21 protein-coding genes, 1 other RNA gene and 1 pseudogene are annotated in these 25,083 nt (G+C 55.8%); 10 read left to right on the plus strand and 13 right to left on the minus strand.

Annotation, left to right across the window (positions count from 1 at the left end; all coding sequences use genetic code 11):
* Together cas5c and AMR42_RS06850 are read right to left on the minus strand one after the other, a co-directional pair.
* Positions 1-687 carry a type I-C CRISPR-associated protein Cas5c gene (gene cas5c, locus AMR42_RS06845; protein ID WP_234406731.1) on the minus strand — a complete coding sequence of 229 codons (687 nt, stop codon included), beginning with the start codon at positions 685-687 and terminating at the stop codon, positions 1-3.
* A gap of 77 nt (positions 688-764) precedes the next feature.
* Entirely contained in the window at positions 765-3,119 is a 2,355-nt protein-coding gene (locus tag AMR42_RS06850; RefSeq protein WP_099532742.1) for a CRISPR-associated helicase/endonuclease Cas3, read from the minus strand.
* Positions 3,120-3,608: 489 nt separating this feature from the next.
* Here AMR42_RS06850 and AMR42_RS06855 point away from each other — a divergent pair, with 489 nt between their 5' ends.
* The 4 genes from AMR42_RS06855 to AMR42_RS06875 all read left to right on the plus strand — a co-directional run bounded on the left by AMR42_RS06855 (position 3,609) and on the right by AMR42_RS06875 (position 7,375).
* Positions 3,609-4,574 (plus strand): PRC-barrel domain-containing protein, encoded by a 966-nt coding sequence (locus tag AMR42_RS06855; RefSeq protein WP_099532718.1) that lies wholly within the window; start codon positions 3,609-3,611, stop codon positions 4,572-4,574.
* A 158-nt stretch (positions 4,575-4,732) separates the two neighbouring features.
* A complete protein-coding gene (locus AMR42_RS06860) occupies positions 4,733-6,568 on the plus strand; it encodes a helix-hairpin-helix domain-containing protein (protein WP_099532719.1) in 1,836 nt (611 codons plus the stop codon).
* A gap of 185 nt (positions 6,569-6,753) precedes the next feature.
* Positions 6,754-7,089 carry a hypothetical protein gene (locus AMR42_RS19780; RefSeq protein WP_143472969.1) on the plus strand — a complete coding sequence of 112 codons (336 nt, stop codon included), beginning with the start codon at positions 6,754-6,756 and terminating at the stop codon, positions 7,087-7,089.
* A gap of 19 nt (positions 7,090-7,108) precedes the next feature.
* Positions 7,109-7,375, plus strand: a complete 267-nt coding sequence (locus AMR42_RS06875) for a type II toxin-antitoxin system RelE/ParE family toxin (protein WP_099532722.1) — start codon at positions 7,109-7,111, stop codon at positions 7,373-7,375.
* A 4-nt stretch (positions 7,376-7,379) separates the two neighbouring features.
* Here the strand turns inward: AMR42_RS06875 and AMR42_RS21080 are convergent, their stop codons facing one another.
* The 3 genes from AMR42_RS21080 to AMR42_RS06885 all read right to left on the minus strand — a co-directional run bounded on the left by AMR42_RS21080 (position 7,380) and on the right by AMR42_RS06885 (position 9,952).
* Positions 7,380-7,631, minus strand: a complete 252-nt coding sequence (locus AMR42_RS21080) for a hypothetical protein (protein WP_234406732.1) — start codon at positions 7,629-7,631, stop codon at positions 7,380-7,382.
* Positions 7,632-7,848: 217 nt separating this feature from the next.
* Positions 7,849-8,054, minus strand: a non-coding RNA gene (gene ssrS, locus AMR42_RS06880) — 6S RNA.
* Positions 8,055-8,149: 95 nt separating this feature from the next.
* A complete protein-coding gene (locus AMR42_RS06885) occupies positions 8,150-9,952 on the minus strand; it encodes an adenylate/guanylate cyclase domain-containing protein (protein WP_234406733.1) in 1,803 nt (600 codons plus the stop codon).
* A 1,274-nt stretch (positions 9,953-11,226) separates the two neighbouring features.
* On the opposite strand from AMR42_RS06885, the gene gndA reads away from it, so the two are divergent.
* Positions 11,227-12,648, plus strand: coding sequence for an NADP-dependent phosphogluconate dehydrogenase (gene gndA, locus AMR42_RS06895; protein WP_099532724.1), 1,422 nt, complete (start codon positions 11,227-11,229; stop codon positions 12,646-12,648).
* Between the two features lie 45 nt (positions 12,649-12,693).
* Here the strand turns inward: gndA and AMR42_RS06900 are convergent, their stop codons facing one another.
* Complete coding sequence (locus AMR42_RS06900) at positions 12,694-13,368, minus strand: Uma2 family endonuclease (RefSeq protein WP_099532725.1); 675 nt, start codon at positions 13,366-13,368, stop codon at positions 12,694-12,696.
* Positions 13,369-13,663: 295 nt separating this feature from the next.
* Positions 13,664-13,912: a hypothetical protein gene (locus tag AMR42_RS06905; protein ID WP_099532726.1), complete on the minus strand. Its 249-nt coding sequence runs from the start codon at positions 13,910-13,912 to the stop codon at positions 13,664-13,666.
* Between the two features lie 112 nt (positions 13,913-14,024).
* Here AMR42_RS06905 and AMR42_RS06910 point away from each other — a divergent pair, with 112 nt between their 5' ends.
* The 3 genes from AMR42_RS06910 (at position 14,025) to AMR42_RS06920 (ending at position 17,606) form a co-directional block, all read left to right on the plus strand.
* The gene (locus AMR42_RS06910) at positions 14,025-15,575 is read left to right on the plus strand and encodes a tetratricopeptide repeat protein (protein ID WP_158234388.1); all 1,551 of its coding nucleotides are present in this window, start codon (positions 14,025-14,027) and stop codon (positions 15,573-15,575) included.
* A 49-nt stretch (positions 15,576-15,624) separates the two neighbouring features.
* Positions 15,625-16,296, plus strand: coding sequence for a hypothetical protein (locus AMR42_RS06915; RefSeq protein WP_099532728.1), 672 nt, complete (start codon positions 15,625-15,627; stop codon positions 16,294-16,296).
* Between the two features lie 62 nt (positions 16,297-16,358).
* A complete protein-coding gene (locus AMR42_RS06920) occupies positions 16,359-17,606 on the plus strand; it encodes a hypothetical protein (protein ID WP_099532729.1) in 1,248 nt (415 codons plus the stop codon).
* A gap of 418 nt (positions 17,607-18,024) precedes the next feature.
* Here the strand turns inward: AMR42_RS06920 and AMR42_RS06925 are convergent, their stop codons facing one another.
* From AMR42_RS06925 to AMR42_RS06950, 6 genes are all read right to left on the minus strand, one after another.
* Positions 18,025-18,987 carry an alpha-E domain-containing protein gene (locus tag AMR42_RS06925; RefSeq protein ID WP_099532730.1) on the minus strand — a complete coding sequence of 321 codons (963 nt, stop codon included), beginning with the start codon at positions 18,985-18,987 and terminating at the stop codon, positions 18,025-18,027.
* 179 nt (positions 18,988-19,166) lie between these two features.
* Positions 19,167-20,564, minus strand: a complete 1,398-nt coding sequence (locus AMR42_RS06930) for an NAD-dependent malic enzyme (RefSeq protein WP_099532731.1) — start codon at positions 20,562-20,564, stop codon at positions 19,167-19,169.
* A 272-nt stretch (positions 20,565-20,836) separates the two neighbouring features.
* Entirely contained in the window at positions 20,837-21,187 is a 351-nt protein-coding gene (locus AMR42_RS06935; protein ID WP_099532732.1) for a DUF86 domain-containing protein, read from the minus strand.
* Positions 21,188-21,208: 21 nt separating this feature from the next.
* Positions 21,209-21,598, minus strand: coding sequence for a nucleotidyltransferase family protein (locus AMR42_RS06940; RefSeq protein WP_234406735.1), 390 nt, complete (start codon positions 21,596-21,598; stop codon positions 21,209-21,211).
* 48 nt (positions 21,599-21,646) lie between these two features.
* Positions 21,647-22,366, minus strand: a complete 720-nt coding sequence (locus tag AMR42_RS06945; RefSeq protein ID WP_099532733.1) for a class I SAM-dependent methyltransferase — start codon at positions 22,364-22,366, stop codon at positions 21,647-21,649.
* A 57-nt stretch (positions 22,367-22,423) separates the two neighbouring features.
* Complete coding sequence (locus AMR42_RS06950) at positions 22,424-22,603, minus strand: hypothetical protein (RefSeq protein WP_099532734.1); 180 nt, start codon at positions 22,601-22,603, stop codon at positions 22,424-22,426.
* Positions 22,604-22,790: 187 nt separating this feature from the next.
* Between AMR42_RS06950 and AMR42_RS06955 the strand changes: the two genes are divergently transcribed.
* Both AMR42_RS06955 and AMR42_RS06965 read left to right on the plus strand, forming a co-directional pair.
* Positions 22,791-24,296 (plus strand): leucyl aminopeptidase, encoded by a 1,506-nt coding sequence (locus tag AMR42_RS06955; protein WP_099532735.1) that lies wholly within the window; start codon positions 22,791-22,793, stop codon positions 24,294-24,296.
* 381 nt (positions 24,297-24,677) lie between these two features.
* A pseudogene (locus tag AMR42_RS06965) lies at positions 24,678-25,083 on the plus strand (hypothetical protein); the annotation flags it as partial.

A 25,083-nucleotide genomic window follows, 5' to 3' on the forward strand; every position in this document is an offset into this window, starting at 1 on the left:
CTAGGATAAGGGTTGTTCAGGAATGGTCAGCACACCTCGTGTTAAGGAAGCTCGAAAAAAACGAGGACGAGCCTGAGCCGTAACGATTCGATCGCCCGATTGATCTCGTTTGCGATAGCTAACCGGCCCCTTCGGCTGCTCTTGGAATTCCACGTCATACAACATCAAACCCAGTTCACGATTGAGACTGGGATCTGCACAATCAGCAGGGTGATCGGGATTTGGCTTCTCAAAGAATGCTGAAAATTCCCTCGTTCCCAAATAGGGTTGATGGTGACACTGGCCTCGCTCAATTCGCCTCTGGAACTGATCGCGATATTTGGCCACATCAGCGGCCGCATGGGGCAAAACTTCAATATCCAAATCAACCACATAGGCCACATCTTGCAAACAAAGGGTGTGCCTTTGGGCCCGATCGTCATCGGCAAAATAGGATCCTTCGCCTTTTTTGGCCCAACCTTGGGCAGTGGCAAACACTTGGCGACTATTCACCTCATTACGCCAAATTGAAAAGTATTTGATGGGCTTCAGAACATGAATTTCGCGAATTTTGTAGCGCATTTCTGGCTTCCAGAAAATGGCTTCGCAGGCTCCCCGCATTGCACTTGGGGTGGGCACATCATAGGAAATGCGTTCTACTTTGAACTCAGGGCGCGTAAAGCAAGCATAGGGCGCGGTAAATTTCACCCTCAATGAATTTAGGTTTTTCATAATCTCCATGCTGGAAAGTCAGTGAATTGTTGATTAACCCACTTGATAGCAAACTAAGGAATAAAGTCGGCTGGGTCGTATTGGATAGGTTGGCCATCGATCTCAATTCCGTAAAGTTGCCGATCGTAGCCCCCTTTCCAAAACCACAGCCCAGGAACAACCTCACGGCGGCAATGGGCTGATTGGTTGAATTCGTAGAAGCGCAGGTTCACCATGTAGGGCTGGAGCGCATCGCGATCGCCCCTGTTTAGGGAACCGGAGCGCTCAATTTTTTGAATCAGGTTGTTGGCGCGATCGTCGTACTGAACCACCACGGGCACGGTCTCATCTTTCATCAACGAAAATTGCTCGGCTACTTCGGCATAGCTCCAACTTTCTCGGCTGTTCTGGATCTTTTGACCCCGATCGCGCCCAACCGTTTGGTACAACTCCTGAAAGTACTGCTCAAAGGTTTTGGGGTCGTGTAAGGCTTGATTCACACGATCGGTCTGAAGATAGAGATTAGCCGTACCAACGGCGGTTTTGTAACTGCCATTAGGTAACCGGCCCTCTTGGGGAGAGAAAATCACCACTTGTCCCAAAATTGGCTCGCCTGACTGATCACAAAGATTGCCCTCTCGGTTGCAGCGGCCGGCCGCTTGCACAACGCGATCGAGCGGCCCCTCAGCCCGATAGACCAGCGGAAAATCAATATCCACCCCCGCCTCCACCACTTGAGTAGCCACCAGCAAGCAAGGCAGCCCTGCCCGCAAGCGATCGCGCACTTGGGCTAACACCTGGCGACGATGGGCCCCACAAAGCAAGGTGGAGAGGTGAAAGAGCGCCTCGCGGGGCCAGCCAGCACCTTGCAACGCAGCCACGACATCTAACGCGTTGCGGCGCGTATTCAAAACGATGAGTGCTTGGTTTGCCTGCCGGTTTTGCAAATCCGTCACTAAATCCGCCCAAGACCAAGATTTCGGCGGCACAACATAGTTCACCCGTTGCAACTGTTGAAAATGAGCTTTGGCCAGTTCCGGGGGCACAATATCCCGCACTTGGTCGGTGGCAAATCCTTGAAGATAGGCATTTTGACCGGCGAGGGCGGGTTGGGTGGCCGTGCAAAGCACCACCGTCACGCCATAGCGGGTGACCAACTCACGCAGCACACAAAGAATCGGATCCAACAGCTCGATCGGGAGGGTTTGCACCTCATCCAGCACAATCACGCTGTTGATTAGGTTGTGTAATTTGCGGCAACGACTCGGCCGATTGGCAAACAAACTATCGAACAGTTGCACCGTTGTGGTAACAATCAAGGGAGCATCCCAGTTTTGGGCAATTAACCGGGCCCGAGCAAAGGCCTGGCGAGCATCCTCGGCACGATCGTCACCATGCATTACGGATTCGTTTTCGTTTTTGAAAGGTGCTTCTTGCCAAACAGCGCTGTGGTGTTCCAAAACCGCTTCGGGGCCCAGTTCAGCTTGAAACAAATCGCGATAGACATTGACGGTCTGTTCAATGATGCTGGTGTAGGGCACAGCAAAGATGACACGCGATCGCCCATGGGCCACCGCATGGTCAAGGGCAAACCGCAGGCCGCTCAGAGTCTTGCCGCCACCCGTAGGGACACAGAGCCGAAATACACCCGGCGGTTGTTTCGCCGCTTGCTGACAAAGTTGATAGATTTCAGCTCGAAGGCAATTGAGGGGAGATTGGGGATTTTTTAAGGGTTTCAGGATTTTTTGGGCATAGGCACGCTCAAAGGTCGATTGCAATTGGGCAATTGTGATTCCCAAGTGGCGCTGGCTCGATTCTGTGGGCTTAAAGTGCTGCTCCGTATCCAAATAGTCCGCATCAACCAAGCAAGAAAACAGAAACCGCCAAAAAACTTCCTGTTGGTAACAATCATCGGTTTCTGCCGGAGCATAATCAGTTAAGTCCTGATCTGGCTCCAATTCAATATCGGTTTTTTCCGCTTCCCGCAAGACCGCTTGATAGGCCTGTTCAGTTTTGGCTCTATGGTTACCGGCTAGCTTGCTATCCATATCCGCCAAGTTAGGAATACCGGCATGATGACCAAAAATGACCATGGCCAGTTTGCAGCCCAGGTCGCCGGGAAGTTCCTGCTCTGCTAACTTTGCACCATAGACTGCGTGGGGAACAGACTTGGGCGCTGGGCTATTTTGTCCGTGCCGGGTTGCCTGGTGACAGTGGTAGAGATAGTCCTGAAACTTAGGGTTATATTTGCCCAGGTCATGCCAAAGGCCCGCGTAGTAACCTAGGCGATCGGCTCCTAGGGGGACGGCAAATTGTGCGGTTAGGCGAGCCACTTGCTGCAAATGGTCGCGCAGGCTATGCCATCGATCGGAATCTTGGGGTGGTGTATGAGATACCGGTTCCTGGGGACGGGGGTATGGATCACTCATGATCAGCATGATGCCCTAGGGGCATGGTCAGCAATAATTGATCATTATGTCCCCCAGAATTTGAGTTTTAGTGAAATCAATGAAATTAGTACAATTATTAATTTCTATACATAAAACATCTGCCAAATATTGACCAGATACAGCCTTTACATATTCACCAGATACAGCCTTTACCTAAAATAATTGGCACGCCATATCGCAAATACCATGAAGCAACGGTTCGGTGGGCAGTGCCCACCCTACGAGCGACTCAGCCCCTTGTTGTCAGCCCCCTATTGCCTGACGATCGGGTCACGATAACAGTCATTTGACTTGACCCACGGATGACGTGACCCACGGAAATAGACTTGCCGAGCTAGTTAGGTCTAAATCAACCGCGTTCGGCAATCGACACCACCAGCCGCCCGCCCTCAATCCGTCAACCTATGCTTTACTATCGACAAGCATCCCGACTTCGGATCTATTGCAATCCATCCCCCTTTGCAGTCAATGACCTCTGAATCGATTCGCCAGCGCTCTGACCTGCTTGGAACGCAAATCATTACCCGAAACACCGGCAAGCGCCTGGGCATCATCAGCCAGGTTTGGGTCGATATTGATCGCCAGGAGATTATTGGCTTTGGCGTAAAGGACAATATCCTCGCCGTTTCGGCGATGCCGCGCTTCATGAACCTGGATAGCATCAGCCAAATTGGTGATGTGATTCTGGTGGAGGACGATCGGGCGATCGAGGACTACATTGAAGCGGATGCCTACAACACCTTGATTGGTTGTGAGGTGATCACCGAAACCGGCGAACTGCTGGGGAAGGTACGCGGGTTCAAGTTTGATGTGGAGGATGGCAAGCTGGTCTCGATCATCATTGCCTCGATCGGCTTGCCCCAAGTGCCCGAACAGGTGATCAGCACCTATGAACTCCCGATCGAAGAAGTGGTCAGCACGGGCCCCGATCGACTGATTGTGTTTGAAGGGGCCGAAGCCCGCCTGATTCAACTCAGCGTTGGTGTCCTGGAGCGCTTGGGCCTCAGCAGCCCTCCCTGGGAACGGGATGAAGAGGATCTGTACTTTACTCCCACTGCTGCCCCCGGCAACCAACTAGCCTCCGGGTTGCGCACCGAAGCCCGCCCAGAAATTCGCACCGAAACTCGAGCCGAGCGCCGCTACGAAGAGGAAGCTTGGGAAGAGGAAACCTGGGAAGAGCCGGCCCCGCGCTATGGCCAACAACGCCGCCAGGATTACGACGAGGACGATAACTGGAGCGATCAGCCCCCGCGCCGCGAACGGGATCGCGAGTATGTGCGGGAAGATGAGTATGACTATGAGGAAGTCTACGATCGCTACGATGACAACGTAGATTCCGATGCTTGGACTGATGAGGAACCGGGCTACCGCGCACCTAAGCTGGAGATTCCCGAGAAGGTGCGGCAACGGGAACCGGAATACGAAGATTACTAATGCTGGTGCGGCATGGTTTGAGTGGCTCGATCGCCCCGCTGTCCGGTTGAATTTGCCTCCGATTGTCTCCCATTGCCCCCGCCATTAGCTCGAACGTTGCTCCCGCAATTGGCCCCTGAAATTCAGTATGTTTAGGGTGGCGGCGCAAAACCCAGATCATGCAGCGATCGAACCTAACCAAACGGAGCCGAACCCTTCTGGCCCAACGCGCCATGACGGGCGAGCGGATCACGCTGCGCACCACGGGAAAAGCGGGCGGCGAAGGGGAAATTTATCAGGTTGCGGAAGAATCTAGCCTGCTGGCCAAGATTTATCACCCCGACCAACGATCGCCCGATCGAGTGGCCAAACTGGCCGCCATGTTGAACGATCCGCCGCTGGATCCGTTGGAACCACCGATTACGATCGCCTGGCCCGTGGATGCGGTGGTGGTGGATGGGGCGATTGTTGGGTTTTTGATGCCCAAAGCACCCGAAACCCGCCCCCTACACGAGGTTTACACGCCCAAGATGCGACGGCGCGAGCTGCCGGGCCTCACCTATCGCTACCTGGTGCGGATGGCTCGCAACCTGGCCGCCGCCGTTGATGTGCTCCATGAACGGGGCTACACGATCGGGGATGTGAACGAGTCCAACGTGCTGGCCGCCCCCACCGCCCTGGTCACCCTGGTAGATACGGATTCGTTTCAAGTGGTCGATCGCCAGCAACGGCGCACCTTCCGTTGTCCTGTGGGCAAGCCGGAATATACGCCCCCGGAACTGCAAGGGCGCAACTTTCGAGAGGTCGATCGCACTGCGGCCCAAGACTGTTTTGGGTTGGCGGTGTTGCTCTTTCAATTGTTGATGGAGGGAACCCACCCCTTTGACGGCGCTTTTTTGGGATCTGGTGATCCGCCCCTGATTGACCAACGCATTGCGGCCGGAGAATTTCCCTACAGTGCCCGATCGCCCCGTTGGAAGCCCAAGCCGATCGCGCCGCCCTTTGCGGGCCTCGATCCGCTATTGCAAAACCTCTTTCGCCAGGCCTTTGAAACCCGCCACCCCGCCGATCGGCCCAGCGCCCGTCAGTGGGCCGCCGTTTTGGACAGCGCCGAAAACAACCTTGTGACCTGTAGCGCCAATCCCCAGCATGTCTACTTTGGCCATCAGGGTTCCTGTCCCTGGTGCGATCGGGCGCGGCAGTTCCGAGGGCGCGATCCCTTTCCCTCTCCGGCCGCCATCCGGCGCGGCGAGCATATCCAACTGGCGAAAACGCACCGCAAGGCTCCCCGGGTGGTGACCCTGCCGCCCACCGCCGCCAACATCCAAACGATTCCCCTGCGCCCTCTGCCGCCCACCGTCACCGCCCGCAACTATTGGCTGGCTCCCGGCTATTCTCGATCGAGCGCTTGGGTTTCTGCCATTGGGTTGGGCTGCTGTTTTTTGGTCTCCGCAGCCATCATTGCCAGCCGAGAAGCCCTCGACTTCTCCACCCCCGGAGTCCCCGCTCTCATTCCCCGCGTCCTGACGGCTCGCCCCCCTGTCCTTAGCCCAGAACAGCAGCGCTTGGCCCTGATCCAATTTGACAGCACCCGCAGCCAAATCGAAGGCCTCACCCGTCAGCTCACCCAAGAAATGGTGACCCTGACGCAGGATCCCGATCGGCCCCTCGTGCGGCTTTCCCGATCAGCCCTCACGGAGCGATCCCAACGGGCGATCGCTGCTGCTCTGGGCAAGCCGGGCCTGTTTTATGGCAATGGGACTATTTCCGGCTCCTTGCCCCCGGGCGGGGAGGCCACCCAAACGGTGCTGCAAATTCAATGGATTGAAGCCATTTCCGAATATCAACGACGGATTTTGGGCGACCAATACGCTTGGGGCTATCTGGATTCCGCCACAGTCCGCCACCTCACGGCCGACTCTCGCCAAATTTTGCTGGACTCGCTTACACCTGTGCCCGTGGTGGTTCCCAGCACGCTCACCCAGCCCGATCGCCCCGCCGCTGATCAACCGTAGGGAGCAAGGTTACAGAGTCACTAAAAAGAGTCACAAAAAGACTGGATGGGTTCCTCCCACGCACCGAAAATTGAACGCGGCCCAACCGATCGGGGATGGTCGTTGAATGCGAGGTGGGTCGATCGCGCCGTGGCCCATGAATCGATCGACCCATTGCTCCCCAAATCCCGTAGGGGCGCATCGCCATGCGTTCTCCGAGCCGCGAGATCTCCGAGGGTCAATTCCTTTCGATCGATAAGGTCGATCGCCCAAAAGCCCGCGCTACCATTGAGACAACGCGATCGCCCCTCCCCAGTTTTGCGCAAATCATCATGAATGATCTGACCCTGACCGATGATCGCCTCCGCGATCTGATGCGACCCCTGCTGATTGAACTATTGCGCGATCGTCGCGATCTGTTACGCGACCTCTTGCTTGAAATTTTGGAAGACTTGGCGTTAGGTCGTGCCATGAACGACTTGGGGCCTGAAGACGAAGAACCTGTCGATCGCGCTGAAATTTTTGCCCTGTTGGATAGTTAAGCGTTGGACTAGATCAACAATGCAGGTTCAATTTCTCAAGCGCTTTCGCAAAGACTTGCAGGCCATTCGCGATCGCCCAGCATTACAAGCCATCAAAACCGCCCTACTGTCGATCGAAGCAGCCGAACATTTAAGCGAGTTGAGTCAAATCAAAGCGATCGAAGGCCACCCCAATACCTATCGACTCCGAGTAGGCAACTATCGCCTTGGCTTTCGATCAGAAGACAACACCATTATTTTTGTCCGCGCCCTACATCGTCGCGAGATCTATCGCTATTTTCCTTAAACTCTCAACATTTTGCGCCGCCGACCTCTCCGATCGCCCAATCCATCCTGCAACGACTCACCATCACCGACCCGTAGGGTGTCGTAGGGCAACGGTGGGCGGTTGACGGTGATTGGGTTTGTGCCCTACGCACCGTTGGAATGGGGCGGCCCAACCGATCGGGGATGGTCGTTGAATGCGAGGTGGGGCGATCGCGCCGTGGCCCATGAATCGATCGCCCCATGTCCCCCAAAATCCCGTAGGGGCGCATCGCCATGCGCCCTCTGGTACGCGAGATCTCCAAGGGTCAATCCGTTTCGATCGATCTAATGATGGCGGAGGATACACAACAATGTGCGCCCAACAATATGCGCCGACCCATTTGCCACTGGCAAATTCAAGTCAAAACACGGGCCACCGTCGCGGAGGCGAGTGGTGGCCCGTGTTATTTACCAAATTGTTGATCAATTGGTTGAAGCAAATTCTGAGGAGTTGGGTTAACCGCAAATGCCGTCTTGCCTCAGCTTCCGACCTGGAAAAACCAGGTGGGTACTCTTGTCTCCGTTTAAAGTTTCTGAGTTAACAAAGCGCCTAAACGCTCGCTCAGTCTACTGCCACTAAGACGTTCGGTGAGTCCCCGAATTGGAACAAACATAGATCGCAAAACAATTATTGGCAGTCACCAACATTGCAGCAAAACCCAACCGGAATTATAGCAAATAGTTTTAGGATTACGATCGCCCCGAGATCCCTAGTTTTGGCCCTGGGGCGATCGCCCAAATCCGCAGTCAGTTCTCAAGAAGGCTCCGTCAACAGCTTCACCAACTCTAGCTCTTGGGCGCGGTGGCCATCTTGGAAAATGGGCACTGGCCGTTCAATGCCCTTGAACCGAAATTCCCCCATTTGCACCCAATTCATCTTCCGCGACACCAAGTCATAGGTATTGGCGCTGATGATGCATTGACCCACCGGACAAATCGCCTCCATCCGGGCCGCCAGGTTCACCGCGCCGCCCAAGACTGTGTAATCCATCCGTTGGGAGCTGCCCACATCTCCCACCACGGCCCGACCGCTGTTGATGGCAATCCGTAGTTGCAAATGCTCGCCCAGCACGTTCCGTTTGTTCAAATCATCCAAGCGTTCCAGCATTCGTCGGGCAGCAATGACGGCGCGATCGGCATGATCCGGTTGTGGTTCCGGCGCACCAAAAAAGGCCATGATGCAATCGCCAATGAACTTATCGAGGGTTCCGCCTAGGGCAAACACCTCTTGTAGCATTTCTTCAAAAAAGCGGTTCAACAAGTCCGCCACCTCCGCCGGACTCAGGCGCTCCGAAAGGGCCGTGAACCCGACAATATCCGCAAACAGGATGCTGAGTTCCCCATCGGTGGTGGGAATCCGGCCATCCTCGTGGGTGCCAGCGGCGATCATCTGTTGCACCACCGCAGGCGAGTGATAGCGCTCTAGCTTTTGGCACAGGCGCTCTTCTTCCTGAAGTTTGCGGGTGAGCAACCACCGCTGAACACTGGCAGCCACGAGGTTGGCCAATGCGGAAAAGAAACTGAGATCGTCTTCGCCCTCTTGCACCCAACTTTCGGAGGACAGGTTGGCATCGGCATAGAGCACACCAACCACTTTGTCTTCGTTCCAAAGCGGCACGGCCATGGCGCTGCGAATGCCTTTATAGAGAATGCTTTGTTCTGCGCCAAACCGCTCGTCTGCTTGGGCATCGGCCGTTTGCAGGGCAATTTTTTCTTTGAAAACTTTTTGGCAAATGCTTTGGCTGATCCAACCGCTGTTGAGGGTGAGGTCGCGGGCCCGTTCGGTTTCGCGGGCGGCCGCGTTCAGCAGTTGTAGTTGGCCATTGCCTTCCACATCCACCAACAGGGCCAGGCGCTCAATGTTGGTGAGATAGCGAAACACCACTTCTTGCACTTGGGAGAAGATGGCGTTGCTGCTGGCGGCAGAGGTGAGGCCTTTGGCGATTTCTACGAGATCGCGCAGGCGGGCAATGGTGCGATCGCGCTCATAAAGACTGTCGCCGCTGCCTTCGCTGGTGCGGAGCCACTGTTCTTTGAGGTCGCTGGCATCGCGTGAAATTCGCATTTTGCCATCGGCCGTGGCATCAATCAGGGGCAGCTTGACCAAATTGGGCCGCACCACAGACACGGTGGGCGGCAAAGCCTCGGGGTTTAAGGGAACCTGCACCCGTTGGGAATAGACGGCTTTGGGCCCTTGGGGCGATTGGCGCGATCGGGTGATGGTGGGATTTGCGACTGCGTTGGTCGTGCCCACTCCTGCCAACAGGACGGTGATGCAAACATTTTCGATATAGATCCGATCGCCGTGGGCGATGGGGGTTGGCTGTTGGAGGGGGGTTTGGTTCAGGCGTGTGCCGTTTTTGCTTTGCAGGTCTTCAACCATCCAGGGACTAGCCCGATCGGCGCGGCTAATTCGGGCATGGTGTCGCGACACGCCATAGGGAGAAAGGGGCAGCTCGCAATCACTGGCCCGCCCGATCGTCACGGAGTCGGTTTCCACGGGAATCAGTCGATCGGGGCTACCGGGAACCTGAAGGCGTAATTGGATCTCAGCCATGCCATCTACTCTGCTTCACAGCAATCGAATCAATATCGCCAAACCCGCATCGACTGGAACGCTGAGAATAGCACCGGGAACAGCGCCGAGAACGTTAACCGATCGATGCATTACACCCTATTCGACAGCGCTCAGGCTCACAAGCGGTGAGGGGCCAGACCAGTTTTTCAGAACGCCCATGCCCCAGTCCGGTTAACCAATCCCGCTGCGGCCCCATCACTGCCTCGCTGTTTTCGTGTTTAGGCTGTGGTTAAGCCGTCCAACCTTGATTAAAGCCTGGTTTAAGCCCCTTGCCCGATCGCTCTGAACGCAATCGGTTTGTTTGAGATGTCCCCTGCGATCGCCCTCCCCTTGCGACCAGTTGGCCAAGCGTCCCCCGATCGCCCGTTTCCATACCCAAATCCAGAACCGGCACTGCAAAAGCACCGCTCCTTCCCATTTTCCCCGCTAGATGCGAGTTGAGTTGATCTGTGGTGATGCGTTGTTGGTGACCAATTGCAGTGACCAGTTGCAGTGACCAATTACGGTCACGAACTGCAATCAAGAACCGCAATCAAACACTGCAATCGAGAGCTGCGGTCACGAACTGCGATGAGAACAGAATTCCCGCAGAGTTCCCGCAAATCAACAAGCCGGTATCGCACCCGAGACAGCCTGTCAAAATCTCACCTGACCCAACGCTAGCACTTGAACCTAGACAATGGCGCAATTGCCTTCCACGTTGCGTTCCGTGGCATTCTCGATCCTGTCCAAGTTCAGTCCAGATTAGCCCCGATCGCCCCAATTGGGCGACTTCCGGCAACCCCAATCCCATTAGCGATTACAGCGATTAATGAGCTTGAACCCGCCTTTGGCTAGTCTTGAACCAGTTTTCAGTCTTTCAGCAGTCTTTAAATAGTCTTCAATCAATAGTCTTCAATCAATAGTCTTCAATCAATAGTCTTCGATGTTGTCCCGATGGTTCTTGAGCAGACTTTTAACGGAATCTTCCAGTCCGTCCCCAGGGGATCGGGCTAATCTGAGGCAAGTTGTCATCAAGGATGACGGTGCTGAGTGGTTGGCCCCTGTTGTGGCCTCGGGTGTTGCGATTCCGTCCCCCTAATCCGAATAGCCTGCGCTTCCTCGGCCAGCCCATTGCAACATCCACGACAGCGCCCGCAACAGTGCTTGAGCTAAAAACTTTGAACTGCGACTCCCGTGATGTTGGTTGGGGCCTGCATGATTGGCCCGCCAACCACAACTCAGCCGATTGTTAGCCGACCCAGATTTTTCCTATGGCTCAAAGTTTCGGACTCATCGGTCTTGCTGTGATGGGCGAAAATCTTGCCCTGAACATTGAACGGAATGGATTCCCGATCGCGGTGTATAACCGCAGCCGCGATAAAACCGACACATTCATGGCCACCCGGGCCCAGGGCAAGCAGGTGCAACCCACCTACAGCTTGGAAGAATTTGTGGCTGCCCTTGAACCGCCGCGCAAAATTTTGATTATGGTCAAGGCCGGCGGGCCCGTGGATGCGGTGATTGAACAGCTCAAGCCCCTGCTGGCTCCGGGCGATATTTTGATTGACGGTGGCAACTCGCTTTATGAGGACACAGAACGCCGCACCCAAGATCTGGAAGCCTTGGGCCTGACCTACATTGGCATGGGCGTGAGCGGCGGCGAAGAAGGGGCGCTGAATGGCCCTAGCTTGATGCCCGGTGGCACGCGATCGGCCTATGAAAAAATTGAGCCGATCGTCACCAAAATCGCTGCCCAGGTGGATAACGGCCCCTGCGTCACCTACATCGGCCCCGGCGGATCTGGACATTACGTCAAGATGGTTCACAACGGTATTGAGTATGGCGATATGCAGCTCATTGCCGAAGCCTACGACTTGCTGAAAACCGTGGGCGGCCTGAACCAAGCCCAGTTGCAAGCCACCTTTGCGGCTTGGAACCAAACGGACGAACTCAACTCCTTTTTGATTGAAATTACCGCTGAAATCTTTAAGGTCAGTGATCCCGACACTCAAGCGCCGTTGGTGGAGCTGATTCAAGACGCAGCGGGTCAAAAAGGAACCGGCCGGTGGACGGTGATGAGCGCCCTGGAATTGGGGGTTTCGATCCCAACCATCATCGCGGCGGTGAATGCCCGGATTATGTCATCCATCAAGACTGAGCGGACGGCGGCGGCCCAAGAGCTGAGCGGCCCCGGCCCGATCGCCCCGGTGGATCAAGCCACATTCATTGACCAAGTGCGGGATGCGCTCTACTGCTCCAAAATCTGTTCCTATGCCCAAGGGATGGCCCTGTTGGCAAAGGCTTCCGCTGAGTTTGGCTATGGCTTAAATTTGGCGGAAATGGCCAGAATTTGGAAAGGCGGCTGCATCATTCGTGCGGGCTTCCTGAGCAAGATTGAGCGAGCTTTTACGGATAATCCACAGTTGCCGAATTTGCTGCTAGCTCCGGAGTTTAAGCAAACCATTCTTGATCGCCAGGCCGCTTGGCGATCGGTGGTGGCAACGGCGGCCCAAACGGGGATCGCGGTTCCGGCCTTCAGCGCCTCCCTGGACTATTTCGATAGCTACCGGCGCGATCGATTGCCCCAAAACCTCACCCAAGCCCAGCGCGACTTCTTCGGCGCACATACCTACGAGCGGATCGACAAACCGGGCACGTTCCACACGGAATGGGCCGCATTGGCAAATGGTTAGTTAGGCCGCGATCGCCCAAGGCTGTTGAGCGGTGGCAAGGGAAGATTAGGGCGCATTTGGTGAGATTCCTGTGGATTCGGGAGGCCAAATGGCTCGTAAATCTAACCGAAATTCCGGCATCACCGGATCGCCGCTCAACTCCAGGGGGCGATCGAGCTGGATCGGTGCTTGGTCGGGTTGATAGATCCAAACTTGTTGCTGAATCGGATCGATCAGCCAACCCAGTTGCAGACCAGCCGCCAAATACTCTTGCAGTTTGGCTTGCAGCAGTTCCAGCCGATCGGTGCGCGATCGCAGCTCGATCAGCCAGTCGGGGCAGGCGGGCACATAGCCCGATCTCGCTTCCGCATCCAACAAATCCCACCGGTCAGAACGCATCCAAGAGACATCGGGCGATCGAATCGCGCCCGTCGCCAGCCGAAACCCAGTGGAGGAGTCAAACGCGATCCCCAGCCGGGTACGGCGGTTCCAAGCCTGGACTTGATAGGCCAGCTCAATGTTGCGGGCCCCGGTTTCTCCACCCGTGGGCGGCATGATGATCAGTTCTCCTTGGGCGTTGCATTCGAGGCGGCGATCGCGGTTGCAGGCGGCGAGGGCGCGGAATTGCGCTTCGGTGATTGGCCAGTGATCGGGAATCCAGAGCGATCGCGCTTCGTCTGTGGCAGGTGGTTGGGGGCGATCGGCGTTGGGGGGCGGACTGGTGGTGGGTTGAGCGGTCATGGGTGAGTCCTGATGATCGCAGTTGCTCCCATTATGGCAAGGGGCGATCGCCTAAAATCGGTGGCAGGTGATGCGGGAGCTTTGGTGATGCAACGTAGGGTGCATGGGAGCAATTCGCAATCGTTACGAAACGGTTGATTTGCTCTCCCATGCACCGTGGATTGATCGCCCCCAACCGATCGTCGTCGTTCCCTGTGTCACGGGTGGCGGTGCATGGGAGATGAATAGCGATTGTCATTGCCTCCCAACCGTTCTCCCATGCACCCTACAAAAAATTCGACTCGTAACACTTCTCTCATTCGCGTCCCATCCCTTCCAGGTAGTCGGGATTGGTGGACAGGTCGCTGGGGCCTTCGGCGCTACCGATTAAGGAGCCAGCCAGCTCGAAGACGGAGGGGGACGGTTCGGGGCGGCTGAGGAGGGGAGTTACCTGCGATCGCTCTGCGAGGAGAAGATTGATGAATTGAATCACCAGTTGTTGGAGTGCTTGGGGTAGCTGACGAAACTGGTGCAGGAGGGTTTGCTCGATCGGGCTGGGGGTCATGGGTGGGTTAAGGGCGAGGATATGACCATTCTATGGGGATCGATCGAGCGGCTAGTCTCCATGGGGCGATCGCCTAAAATCGGTGGCAGGTGATGCGGGAGCTTTGGTGAGCATGAGCCAATTTTTGGGGCGATCGGGTTGGGTGATGGCGGTGGCGATCGCGGCGCTGGTGGCTGTGCCGGAGAGCGTGAGGGCGCAACGGCCACTCCAACCACCCTCACCGATCATTGCCAGTGAGCCAACGATCGATGAACTATTTCGGCAGGGTAATGCGGCCCAAGCTGCGGGCCGTTTTGCGGAAGCCGAGCGGATTTTCCGAGCTGTGCTGCGTCGCGAACCCCGAAATGCTGCTGCCTACAACAACCTGGGGAACGCGCTGTATAACCAAGGAAAATTGGAGGAGGCGATCGCCCAATACCGCCAAGCGATCGCCCTCGACCCCAAAGATGCCCTTCCCTACAACGGACTGGGGAACGCGCTGAGAAACCAAGGAAAATTGGAGGAGGCGATCGCCCAATACCGCCAAGCGATCGCCCTCGACCCCAAAGATGCCCTTGCCTACAACAACCTGGGGATCGCGCTGAGAGACCAAGGGAAATTGGAGGAGGCGATCGCACAATACCGCCAAGCGATCGCCCTCGACCCCAAATATGCCGCTGCCTACAACAACCTGGGGTTAGCGCTGTATTTCCAAGGGAAATTGGAGGAGGCAATCTCACAATACCGCCAAGTGTTGGCATTACCAGATCAACGAGGAACTCCCGCTAGCGCCCACACACTGGCATATAACAACCTGGGTTATGCCCTAGAACAGCAGGGCAACCTAGAAGCCGCCATTGCTGAATATGAAAAAGCCGTCGCCCTCGATCCGCAGTATGCAACCGCCCAAAACAACTTGCGGGCAGCTCGGGAAAAATTAGCAGCGCGGCGCAGTCCCCCGGCGCTGGATGATTTGGCCTATGTGCCGCCAGTGGAACGGAATCCCAAAGTGGCCTTGTTTCGGGCCACGGTGATTGTGGAAGCCCGCTTTGGGGCCACGGGCCAAGATGCCGGGGGGCTGAATCGGGGAGCCGGTTGGGTCGTGAAGCGCGAAGGCAACACCCTTTGGATTGTCACCTGTCGCCACAACGTGATTGACCGACTCGATCGCCCCGGCACAGAACCCACCGTCCAGTTCTATAGCCTGCTGCCCGAGGGGCAAACCCGCCGCAAGCTCAACACTGTGGAACTGGTGCAACAGGATGCCACCCTGGACATTGCCGTGCTGAAAGTAACCGGCGCACCAACCGACATCAAGCCCCTGGTGATGGCCGAAGAGAGCCAAATTCAATTCACCGGCCGCGTCATGGCGATCGGCCATCCCTACAACCAAGAAGATTCCTGGGTTGCACCGTCGGGCGATCGCGCTAGCTACAACCCTCAACGCACAAAATTTAGCTTCAACGCCCCGATCGCCACCGGCCATTCCGGCGGCCCGGTGTTTGATGAGAGCGATCGGCTGATTGGCATGGTTGCCGCGATCAGCGACGAAACCAGCGGCGCACCCGACCCCAACAGTGAGACTCCCAATCTGGCCAATTTCATCAGCACGGGACAGCTCGGCAGCGCCATCCGCATCCAACCCATCCGCGAAAAACTCCAAACCTGGGGCATTTTGCCTTAGTTTCCGCGTGAGTTAGCCTAAAAACAGCAATCTCACCCCTTGCCCTGTCATGCTGCTGCGTCTTTTGCTTGCTGCCTGCGCGATCGCCCTCAGCCTGGCCCCCAGCGCGATCGCCTGCCCCAATGGCGACCCCAACAGCCTTACCTACATCCTGCGCGACAACAACCGCTGCGAAGGCCTGACCCCGCGCCCCCAATCCAGCAGCCTCGATCTGATCTCCTACACCACCAACGGCATCGGTAACAGTTGGGGCAACAGCCTCAGCATCCGCGTCAACGGAGCCAGCAACCCCCAAGTTTTGGTCGCCTCCAACCAACGCCGCTACCAACTCGATCGCTTTCGATCCGGCTTCAGCAGCAACGGTTTTCGGTTCCAACTGCCCACCAACGTGTTGCAAGGCTCCGGCATCTCACCCAGCCGCCTGCTGGCCATTGCGGAGTCCAGCAATCGCTACTATCCCGTGATCCTGAACCGCGCCACCGGCCGCTATTCGATCGTCCTGTTTGTGCCCCGCCGCACCACCATCCCCACCCTGGAACTCCGCAACCCCAGCGGTCAGGTCGTCTGGAGCCGCCCCCGCACCGCCCCCGTTGAAGGAGAATTGCGGGAAACTTGGGACTATGGCAACGCCCCCGCCGGGACATACAGCCTCCGAGTGCGTACCAGCACAGGCGATAACCGCACCTTCTCTCTCCAGCACGATCGCCGCTGGCTCAACTAGTTTGATGATCAATTCACCCAAATTGTTGGCGATCACCGGATGATTAAACTGCTGGATTCAAGATGAAAAAACCATCATCCCCCGTGCCTCGCCAACGCCGCATTCGTCCGCTGCTGCGTAAAGTGCCGGAACTCTGGCGACGATTTCGGAAATCCAGTTGGGACGATCGCCTAGCAGCTCTTGCTCTGATTGCAGTTTGGGTTGGATTACTCATCGGCTATTTTTTCTGGCGCGGCCCCGCCACCTTTGAAGCCGCCTTAACCGTGCGGCAACTGAGCTTCACCTATGCTGGTGAGGTCGATCGCCCCATCCTCCAAGACCTCAAAAAACTCACAGAACTGGATTTCATTGGTCAAACCGCCGCCCCCGTCGAACTGGTTGGCCGCTTCAGCAGCCCCGACCCAGCCCTCAACCAACAACTCCAAGGGCGCGATCGGCTGGTGCTGACCTTTGCCCAGGCCGATAGTCGGCTCCGGGCCGAAGTCTCCGCCACCAAAGATGCGGCCAGTGAGCTGACCTTGCTGGAAGTGAACCTGCCGCCCCAAAGCCGGGTCGATCGCCTCGCCTACTTCCCAAAAAGTCGGCGAATTTCCGTCTGCTTGCGAACCGCCGACAGCCCGCCTGACCACTGCGTCGCCACCCCCGAACAACAAACCCAACTCAAATCCCTCGGCAAGGCCCAAGTGCAATGGGGCGATCGACCCCTGACCTTGACCCTGACCCAAGTGGCGATCGCCGGACTGCCCGCCAGCTTCAACGACGGCAGCGATCGCACCATCACCTATCAGCCCGAAAGCAACGAAACCCAAATCAACCTCGCCTCACCCACCCGCCTCTCGATCGGCGTTCCTGACCTCAAACAAGTCCTCGATCCCGAAACCGGCGACAGCCCCCCTTGGGTTGCCCAAGAACTAACTGTTGCCGATCTGAAGTTAAACCGATTGCTGGTCACCGGTCGCCCCAATGAAGAACTGGAACTCTCCAGCCTGTTGGGCGGCAAAGTGCGCTTAGACGACAACACCCTCGAATTCCAGCGCGAGCAATTCTTGGTACTCGCCGATCACTCACCGGGCTTTCAACGGTTGCGATCGCTCTCGATCGACCCCAAAAACCCGATCGGCTGGTCACTCCTCGCCAGCGGCGAAAGCACCGAAATTTCGGCTGGACTCTCGCCCCGCTTCCCCGTGCAATCCATCAAATCACCTACCTTCTTGGCAACATGGCTCAACTCCGAAGGCTTCGCAGCCGTTTTGGGCTTTTTGAGCGCTTTCACCACGATTTTTATCCCGCGCTTGTTTCCTGAAAAGTAGCCAGAACCAGCACTTTCGCCCTTTGAAATCGATGACCTCTCGTAGGGGCGCATGGCGATGCGCCCTCCGATCAGCAAGATTTTCCCCGACCAACTCGTTTCGATCCACCCTATCGGAGGACGGACAACCTAGCTCCAAACGTAGGCTTCATGAAAGCATGGCCCAATGGTTATGGAATGGTTGGCTTGTTCTCCCACGCCCCGACAATTAAGCGCCACTAGGGTAATACGACCACTCGAAAGCCGAAGTTGAGTCCGAATTCCCAAAAACAGGTCTAGGGCCTGTCGTCATTTCCTGAGATCAGACAACAACGGTTAATTTTTCATGCCCCAATCGTCGTAACAAGGGGCTTAAGCCCCTTGTCCCCCACGATCTGACAATGGTGGAATCAGGGCTTCAGGCGATTTGACGACACGCCCTAAAGACCCACCGGTCGCAGCGCAAAAAATGTTTCATTCATGCGCTCACCAATCACATTGAGTTCTTGCTGCAAATTGTCAATGAATTCATGGAGACCCCGATCGATCACTTCATCCACTGAAAAATAGCTGAGTTCTGCTAACAACCGTCCCAGGGGCCGCTCCACAGGATTGCTCCAAGTGCCCGTCGGTGTTCCAGTAATTTCATGCAAGGATTTTTGGGATTGCAACAGGCAAAATTGCACCGCACGGGGAAACTGTCGATCGAGCAATAGAAACTCCACAACTCCCGTGGGCGAAATGCGGTGATTGCGCCACTTTTGATACATTTCATAGGCGCTGGCGGACTTCAGCAACGCAATCCATTGGAGGCGATCGAGCGTTGTGCCCACATCCTGCACCGAAGGCAGCAGAATGTAATATTTCACATCCAAAATTCGCGATGTTTTATCTGCCCGCTCCAAGAATCGGCCCACCTGTCCAAAGTGCCAGCCTTCGCCGTGGGTCATGGTGGCATCGGTCACGCCATAGAGCAAATGACTCGCCAACTTCACTTCATTAAAAAACTTATCTAGATCAACGGCTCCCGCGCTGTAGCTGGCGGCCGCTTCTTTAACCATTAAATAAAACGCATTAATCTGTTCCCAGACTTCCGTAGACAGGATCTCTCGGATCGATCGAGCGTTTTCCCGCGCTGATTTCAAGCAAGACAAAATCGAATTGGGATAATTCGCATCAAATGTTAGAAACTGAATCACATTTTCAGCGGAAGCTTCCCCATAATTGGCCTGAAAAAGTGCCAAGTCTCCCGTTGTCATCAACAGGGGTTTCCATTGTTGAGTCACGCCCGCAGGAGAATCTAAACTTAGCTTGAGGTTGACATCAACAAATCGGGCCACATTTTCCGCCCGCTCCACATAGCGATTAAGCCAATAAATCGAGTCCGCAACGCGACTGAGCATGGTGATTTAAAGGATGATTTCCAGGGGATGATTCAGTAAGAAGCTTTGATCGGGGAAAGTTGCCTAGAGCATATCTTAAACATCCTAGTTGGTTCCAGAATGGCTTGAGCTTGAGCTGCGGCCGCAATTCCCCAATCAACGCCTGAATCATTCAGCATCACCCCCGCTGGGCGATCGCCTTACAAACGAGCAACGCCATCTAAGCGAGCGGCCGCTTGCACCGCAGCGGCCACCGCTGGAGCCACGCGCGAATCAAAGGCTGAGGGCACGATCGTTTCGGGGCCCAACTGCTCATCGTCCACCAACGAGGCGATCGCCAAGGCCGCATCCAAGAACATTCGTTGGGTGAGTTTGTTGGCCCGGCTGTCGAGGGCCCCCCGGAACAGACCCGGAAACGCCAACACGTTGTTGATTTGGTTGGGATAGTCGCTGCGGCCGGTGGCGATGATGGCCGCTTTGCCGATGATCAGTTCCGGTTGAATTTCCGGAATCGGGTTGGCCATGGCAAAGACGATCGGGTCTTTGGCCATGGATTCCACCATGGGCACGGACACCACCCCGGGCGCACTGACCCCCAGGAAAATATCAGCACCGACCATCGCATCAGCCAGGGTGAGCGGCCCGGGGCGATCAACTGCAAAGTCTCGCTTTTGGGGGTTCAAATCGGTGCGATCGATCGTCAGCAGCCCCTTCGAGTCGCAAATGGCAATATCGGTGGCTCCGGCCGTGCGCAGCAGTTGGGCGATCGCGATCCCCGCCGCTCCCGCACCGTTAATTACGATTTTGACCGCCGATAGGGCTTTACCCACGTATTTCAGGGCATTGGTCAGGGCCGCCAAGGAGACGATCGCCGTGCCGTGTTGATCGTCGTGGAACACGGGGATATTCAACTCCTCCTTCAGCCGCTTTTCCACTTCAAAACAGCGCGGCGCGGCGATATCCTCCAGGTTCACTCCCCCAAAAACCGGCGCAATCCGCTTCACGGTTTCCACAATTTCATCGGCATCTTGGGTGGCTAAGCAAATGGGAAAAGCATCCACCCCGCCAAATTCCTTGAACAGCATGGCCTTGCCTTCCATCACGGGCAATGCCCCTTCGGGCCCCAAATTGCCCAACCCCAACACGGCGCTGCCATCGGTGACGATCGCCACCATGTTTTGCTTCACCGTTAGCTCATAGACCCGATCGGGCTGGTCAGCAATGGCCCGACAAACGCGACCCACCCCCGGTGTATAAGCCATGGCCAAATCCGCCTGGCGATCGAGCGAAATCTTGCTGTTGACGGTGATTTTGCCGCCCTGGTGCAAGGCAAAGGTGCGATCGGCCGCCGCCAGCACCAACACCTCCGGGATCGCTTTCACGGCTGCCACAATGGCCTCCGCGCCCTCGGTGCTGGCCGCATCCACTGCCAAATCCCGGATGGTCTGTTGGCGATTTTGCTCCACGAGGGTGATATCGCCCAAGTTGCCCCCCGCATCCGCGATCGCCTGAATGACCTGGGACAGCATTCCCACCTGGTTTGGCAACTGAAGACGCAACGAAACACTGAAACTGGGATTTGGCGTTAGTTTAACCACGAACCGATCCTTCCCGAATAGCAGGTTAATGATTTAGAAGCTGACAAGACAGGCATCACTAAAGCTCTATAATCTACCACCCATGAGCCGTTGGCCTTGGTCGATCGGTCAGGAATTGCTGAAGATTTCCGAGCAAACCTGAGAGCATGTCTGAACAATCAAAACTCTTACCTTAGTAAGTTTCATTGCCTGTGGGCCTCATTAATCGACAAGAACAAGATACGCAACCCCCTTGCTACCCAGGACTACTAGCGCTTTGTAAGTACCCCAAGTTACTTCTCAGGCCTCTGCTCAGGAAATTGACTGTCATTTAGCAAAATTAGTAACTCTGGAATGTTGATTTGAATCGCTTGCCAAAGAATCCATAGATCAACCTCTCGATATTCGTGAATAATTCGATTTCGCATTCCTCGAATTGCTGCAATCGGAATTTGGGAGTTTTGGGTGATGAAGCTATCTGAAAAGCGGTTCATTGCCTCGCTGAGAACTGTAATTTGGTAAAGAACCGAAGATTGCGTTTTACGATCTTGGAGGAAGGAATCCTCATCCAAGCCTTTTGTAAAATCCAGAATTTGTTGACAAGCATTGATTGCATCTAACCAATATTCTCGATCATGATTCATGGGATTGCGGTAGCCGGATGATCAATCTTGATGATTAATTCGGTAAATAACTTGGGCAGTTCCTAAAATATTGTTACGCCGAATGGAATTATGACTTTGCTCAATGGCGCGTCGAGTCACCAAGTCCACGGGGCGGTTCTGAAAAAGCCTGCTAAATTCACATTCAATTGTGTATAGATCCAGCAGTGTAACCTTAGCGATCGGGGAAAAGCTAATTAATAAATCCACATCGCTATCATCCCGAAATTGATCGCCAAGAATTGATCCGAATAATGCAACTTCAGTGATCTGCCAATCATCACACAACAACATCAATTTTTGACAATCAACGGTGAGGCCTGGCTGAAGCGTAATTGAGCGACACAGAGGCTTCGCTCGATCGCACTCAACACCATCAAGGCAGTTGGTCATGGAGTGAGTCATGGCAGATCGCAATTGAACCGAAGTTTGGATTGCATTTCAACTGAATTTGACGCGATAGAGGGCAAATACATCGCCTTCGCGTGTGGCGGTTACTTTGCCACCGGCGGCCTGAATCAGTTTTTTCCAGGCGATCGGCTCTTCCAAGAAAACCTCTGACCCCAAATAGGTTTCCAAAATTGCCCAATTTTCCGCTAGGGGTAACTCGGGCAAAATGGCATCGAAGACGAATAAACCACCGGGTTTTAGGAGGGGCTTGACTCGATCGACCACAGCAGCCCAATAGTCGATCGGGTAGTAGCAGCTCACCCCTGTGGCAATCACCAAATCAAAGAATCCTGGCTCATAGTTTAGTTCATGGGCCGGTTGGCAATGCACGCCCTTAAACAGTTTGGAGTTCAGTTGCGGCCCCCGTGCTGTTAACAAATCGCAGGCGACGCGAGCCACATCTTGTCCATAGAAAAAGGCTTGCCAATCGCGCCAGGGATAAAACAAAAAGCTGCCCCCACAACCCAAATCCAAACAGCGCCAACCTTTTTGGGGCTTTGCTAATTCCCAAAAGGGGGATGTGATGCGGCTGGTGAGGGATCCAGTCACGAATTCAGGATAGAGCGGCAAGGCGGCCACTTCGTCGGGGACTTCAAAGGCTTCGCCGCGATATTCTTTGTTATATCGAGCAGCAACGGCTTGGATTTGGGCCTGTAGTTCAGGGGTGTTCCAATCACGAGATTGAAGTTCGGCAATGCTCCAGTTAACCAATGAATGCGCCCTCAAAAATTGGGGTTGAATATTGCTCTAGAAACCGGGGAATGATGGTTAACCTTTGAGAGCTTTTTGGAAGTTTTTGCGATAGGAGCCATTAATTAGCAAAACTGGCCAAAGTAGGGTTAGAAAAATTCGATTTTGCGTGAAGTTGGTTCGCTGAAAGCCGTTCCAAAATTTCACCCCAAAGAAGATGTAAGCCCCAAAAATCACGAGGGTTGCAAGCTGAGCCATCGATCGAGCCTCTAGATACAACGGTTAAGTGCGACTGAATGCTTTTGGATGCACTTGGGTGCTAATGATGCCAGTCAACGGCGATGGGAGGGGAGCGACTCCCGGGGCTTCCGGGTTCACCCTGTCTATCAGTGTAGCCAAACCGTTAGAGTAGAAAGCGGCAAAACGCAACCATCACAAGGCAATCATGGAATTTCGAGCAAGTGTCAGCAGCCCGATCGAATGGACGGGCGCTGGTTTGGCGATCGGGCTGTTTGAGTCGGAACTGGAAACCCTGGCGGGTGACTTGGCGGCCTTGAACGATCGACTGGGTGGGGCCCTGCGCGAGGCGATCGATGAGGCCGAATTTAAGGGCAAGCCCGGAAACACTGCAACCCTGCGCGTGGGCAGCAGCACACCCGTTCGCAAATTGATCTTGATTGGGTTGGGCAACTCAGAGGATCTGCCGCTCGATCGGCTGCGCCAAGGGGCCGCCGCCGCCGCCAAGGCCGCCCGGGCCCAAAAGTGCGATCGCCTGGCCATTGCGTTTCCGTTGGCCAACCAAGAGGCGGCCGCCGCAGCCCAAGCCATCACCGAAGGGGTGCATTTGTCGCTCTATCGCGATCGCCGCTTCAAGTCCGATAGCGAAGAAAACGGCAAAACCCCCAAGCCCGAGACGATCGAGCTGTTGCCATTCCGGAATGGAACCACAGATTCAGCCGCGATCGCCCAAGGGATCGATCGGGGTGAAAAAATCGCTGCCGGAACCATTTTGGCCCGCGAGTTAGTGGCCGCTCCGGCCAACGTGGTCACCCCCATCACCATGGCCGAAACGGCCCAGGCGATCGCCGCCAACCCCGGCTGGGAACTGACAATTTTGGAAAAGGAAGATTGCGAAAAACTGGGTATGGGCAGTTTTTTGGGAGTTGCCCAAGCGTCTGACCTGCCGCCGAAGTTTATCCACTTGGTTTACAAGCCCCAAGGCACACCCCGCAAAAAGTTGGCGATCGTGGGCAAGGGTCTGACCTTCGACAGCGGCGGCTTAAACATCAAGGCCGGCGTAGGCAGCAGCATTGAGATGATGAAAACCGACATGGGCGGCGCGGGCGCAACCTTTGGCGCGGCCCAGGCGATCGCCCTGTTGCAACCGGATGTGGAAGTGCATTTCATTTCCGCCGTCACTGAAAACATGATCAGCGGGCGAGCCATGCACCCGGGCGACATCCTCACCGCCTCCAATGGCAAAACGATCGAGGTGGGCAACACCGACGCAGAAGGCCGCCTGACCCTGGCCGATGCGCTCGTCTATGCGGACAAGCTGGGCGTGGAGGCGATCGTGGACTTGGCCACCCTCACGGGCGCTTGCGTGGTGGCGTTGGGCGATGAGATTGCTGGTCTGTGGGCCACCGATGAAACCCTGGCCAACGGCTTGAAAGCCGCCGCCGCCAAGGCCGGTGAAAAGCTGTGGCAAATGCCCCTCGAAGAACCCTACTTCGACAAGATGAAATCCGTGGTGGCTGACATGAAAAACATCGGCGGCCGCGCGGGTGGTTCAATCACCGCTGCCCTGTTCCTGAAGCAGTTTGTGAAAGACACGCCTTGGGCGCACTTGGATGTGGCGGGGCCCGTTTGGAGCGACAAGGATTCAGGACTGAATCCCGCCGGGGCCACCGGTTACGGGGTTCGTACTTTGGTGGAGTGGATTTTGGCTTAATAACTAGCTCACTGAGCGGCTGAATCGCTGGTTCAAGGGCTGGCTCAGTCTGGACTGGCTCAGTCTGGATCAGTAACGGCCGCTCCCGGTCAGGGCGCTGCGAGGACGTATGAGGCCCGCAGCGCCGACCAGCGGCGAATCCATCAATCCATCAGATCCCCTAGCATTCAGATCCCCTAGCGTTTGACGAACTGGCGACGATTCAATAGAATCGGCCCCAACTCCGTAGCCTTGCCCAGGGTCAATCTTTCGGTGGTTCGGCCGAGTTGAAAGTCCGGCCGTTGCGAAATTTGCCCCCTTCCAGCAACCCAATGTTGTGTCTGGGCAAGGCGGTGCTTGGGGATGGCGGCTGCGTCCCTTGCCCATATTTGGTGTGGTGGTATGACTTTGTCCATTGAGCCTCGCGAATCCAACCCGACGATCGCCCCCCGATCGACCTCGGCCGCTGACTGGTATGCCGACCAGCTCATGGATGACCTGTTTGGGGATTTGGAGCGATCGCTCGAAGAGGGTGTGGAACTGTTGACCCCACCCCCGGAACCCTCGCCCCCGATCGCCCTGCAATCGATCGCCGTGCCGCCCTTGGTGTTGCCAGCGGAGGTGTTGCCGCCCCCGCCGCCGCCCAAAATTCAAGAGCCAGATCCAGAGCTAATCGAAGCAGTGGCCGACGCGGAACGGGCCCGGCAATCGGTGCGCCTGTTCGATCGCCTAACCATCGGCGCGGCGGCCCTGTCCCTGTTGGCCACCGTGGGCCTCTGGTTCGCCAATCGCACCGAACCGGCCGCGG

This window comes from Limnothrix sp. PR1529, assembly GCF_002742025.1.
GTDB lineage: Bacteria > Cyanobacteriota > Cyanobacteriia > CACIAM-69d > CACIAM-69d > CACIAM-69d.

What these genes read in the sequence shown, in the direction of transcription:
- AMR42_RS06850 (WP_099532742.1), bottom strand. Translation starts at nt 3,119, where the DNA reads ATGAGTGATCCATACCCCCGTCCCCAGGAACCGGTATCTCATACACCA.
- AMR42_RS06855 (WP_099532718.1), top strand. Translation starts at nt 3,609, where the DNA reads ATGACCTCTGAATCGATTCGCCAGCGCTCTGACCTGCTTGGAACGCAA.
- AMR42_RS06860 (WP_099532719.1), top strand. Translation starts at nt 4,733, where the DNA reads ATGCAGCGATCGAACCTAACCAAACGGAGCCGAACCCTTCTGGCCCAA.
- AMR42_RS19780 (WP_143472969.1), top strand. Translation starts at nt 6,754, where the DNA reads ATGCGTTCTCCGAGCCGCGAGATCTCCGAGGGTCAATTCCTTTCGATC.
- AMR42_RS06875 (WP_099532722.1), top strand. Translation starts at nt 7,109, where the DNA reads ATGCAGGTTCAATTTCTCAAGCGCTTTCGCAAAGACTTGCAGGCCATT.
- AMR42_RS21080 (WP_234406732.1), bottom strand. Translation starts at nt 7,631, where the DNA reads ATGGCGATGCGCCCCTACGGGATTTTGGGGGACATGGGGCGATCGATT.
- AMR42_RS06885 (WP_234406733.1), bottom strand. Translation starts at nt 9,952, where the DNA reads ATGGCTGAGATCCAATTACGCCTTCAGGTTCCCGGTAGCCCCGATCGA.
- gndA (WP_099532724.1), top strand. Translation starts at nt 11,227, where the DNA reads ATGGCTCAAAGTTTCGGACTCATCGGTCTTGCTGTGATGGGCGAAAAT.
- AMR42_RS06900 (WP_099532725.1), bottom strand. Translation starts at nt 13,368, where the DNA reads ATGACCGCTCAACCCACCACCAGTCCGCCCCCCAACGCCGATCGCCCC.
- AMR42_RS06905 (WP_099532726.1), bottom strand. Translation starts at nt 13,912, where the DNA reads ATGACCCCCAGCCCGATCGAGCAAACCCTCCTGCACCAGTTTCGTCAG.
- AMR42_RS06910 (WP_158234388.1), top strand. Translation starts at nt 14,025, where the DNA reads ATGAGCCAATTTTTGGGGCGATCGGGTTGGGTGATGGCGGTGGCGATC.
- AMR42_RS06915 (WP_099532728.1), top strand. Translation starts at nt 15,625, where the DNA reads ATGCTGCTGCGTCTTTTGCTTGCTGCCTGCGCGATCGCCCTCAGCCTG.
- AMR42_RS06920 (WP_099532729.1), top strand. Translation starts at nt 16,359, where the DNA reads ATGAAAAAACCATCATCCCCCGTGCCTCGCCAACGCCGCATTCGTCCG.
- AMR42_RS06925 (WP_099532730.1), bottom strand. Translation starts at nt 18,987, where the DNA reads ATGCTCAGTCGCGTTGCGGACTCGATTTATTGGCTTAATCGCTATGTG.
- AMR42_RS06935 (WP_099532732.1), bottom strand. Translation starts at nt 21,187, where the DNA reads ATGAATCATGATCGAGAATATTGGTTAGATGCAATCAATGCTTGTCAA.
- AMR42_RS06940 (WP_234406735.1), bottom strand. Translation starts at nt 21,598, where the DNA reads ATGACCAACTGCCTTGATGGTGTTGAGTGCGATCGAGCGAAGCCTCTG.
- AMR42_RS06950 (WP_099532734.1), bottom strand. Translation starts at nt 22,603, where the DNA reads ATGGCTCAGCTTGCAACCCTCGTGATTTTTGGGGCTTACATCTTCTTT.
- AMR42_RS06955 (WP_099532735.1), top strand. Translation starts at nt 22,791, where the DNA reads ATGGAATTTCGAGCAAGTGTCAGCAGCCCGATCGAATGGACGGGCGCT.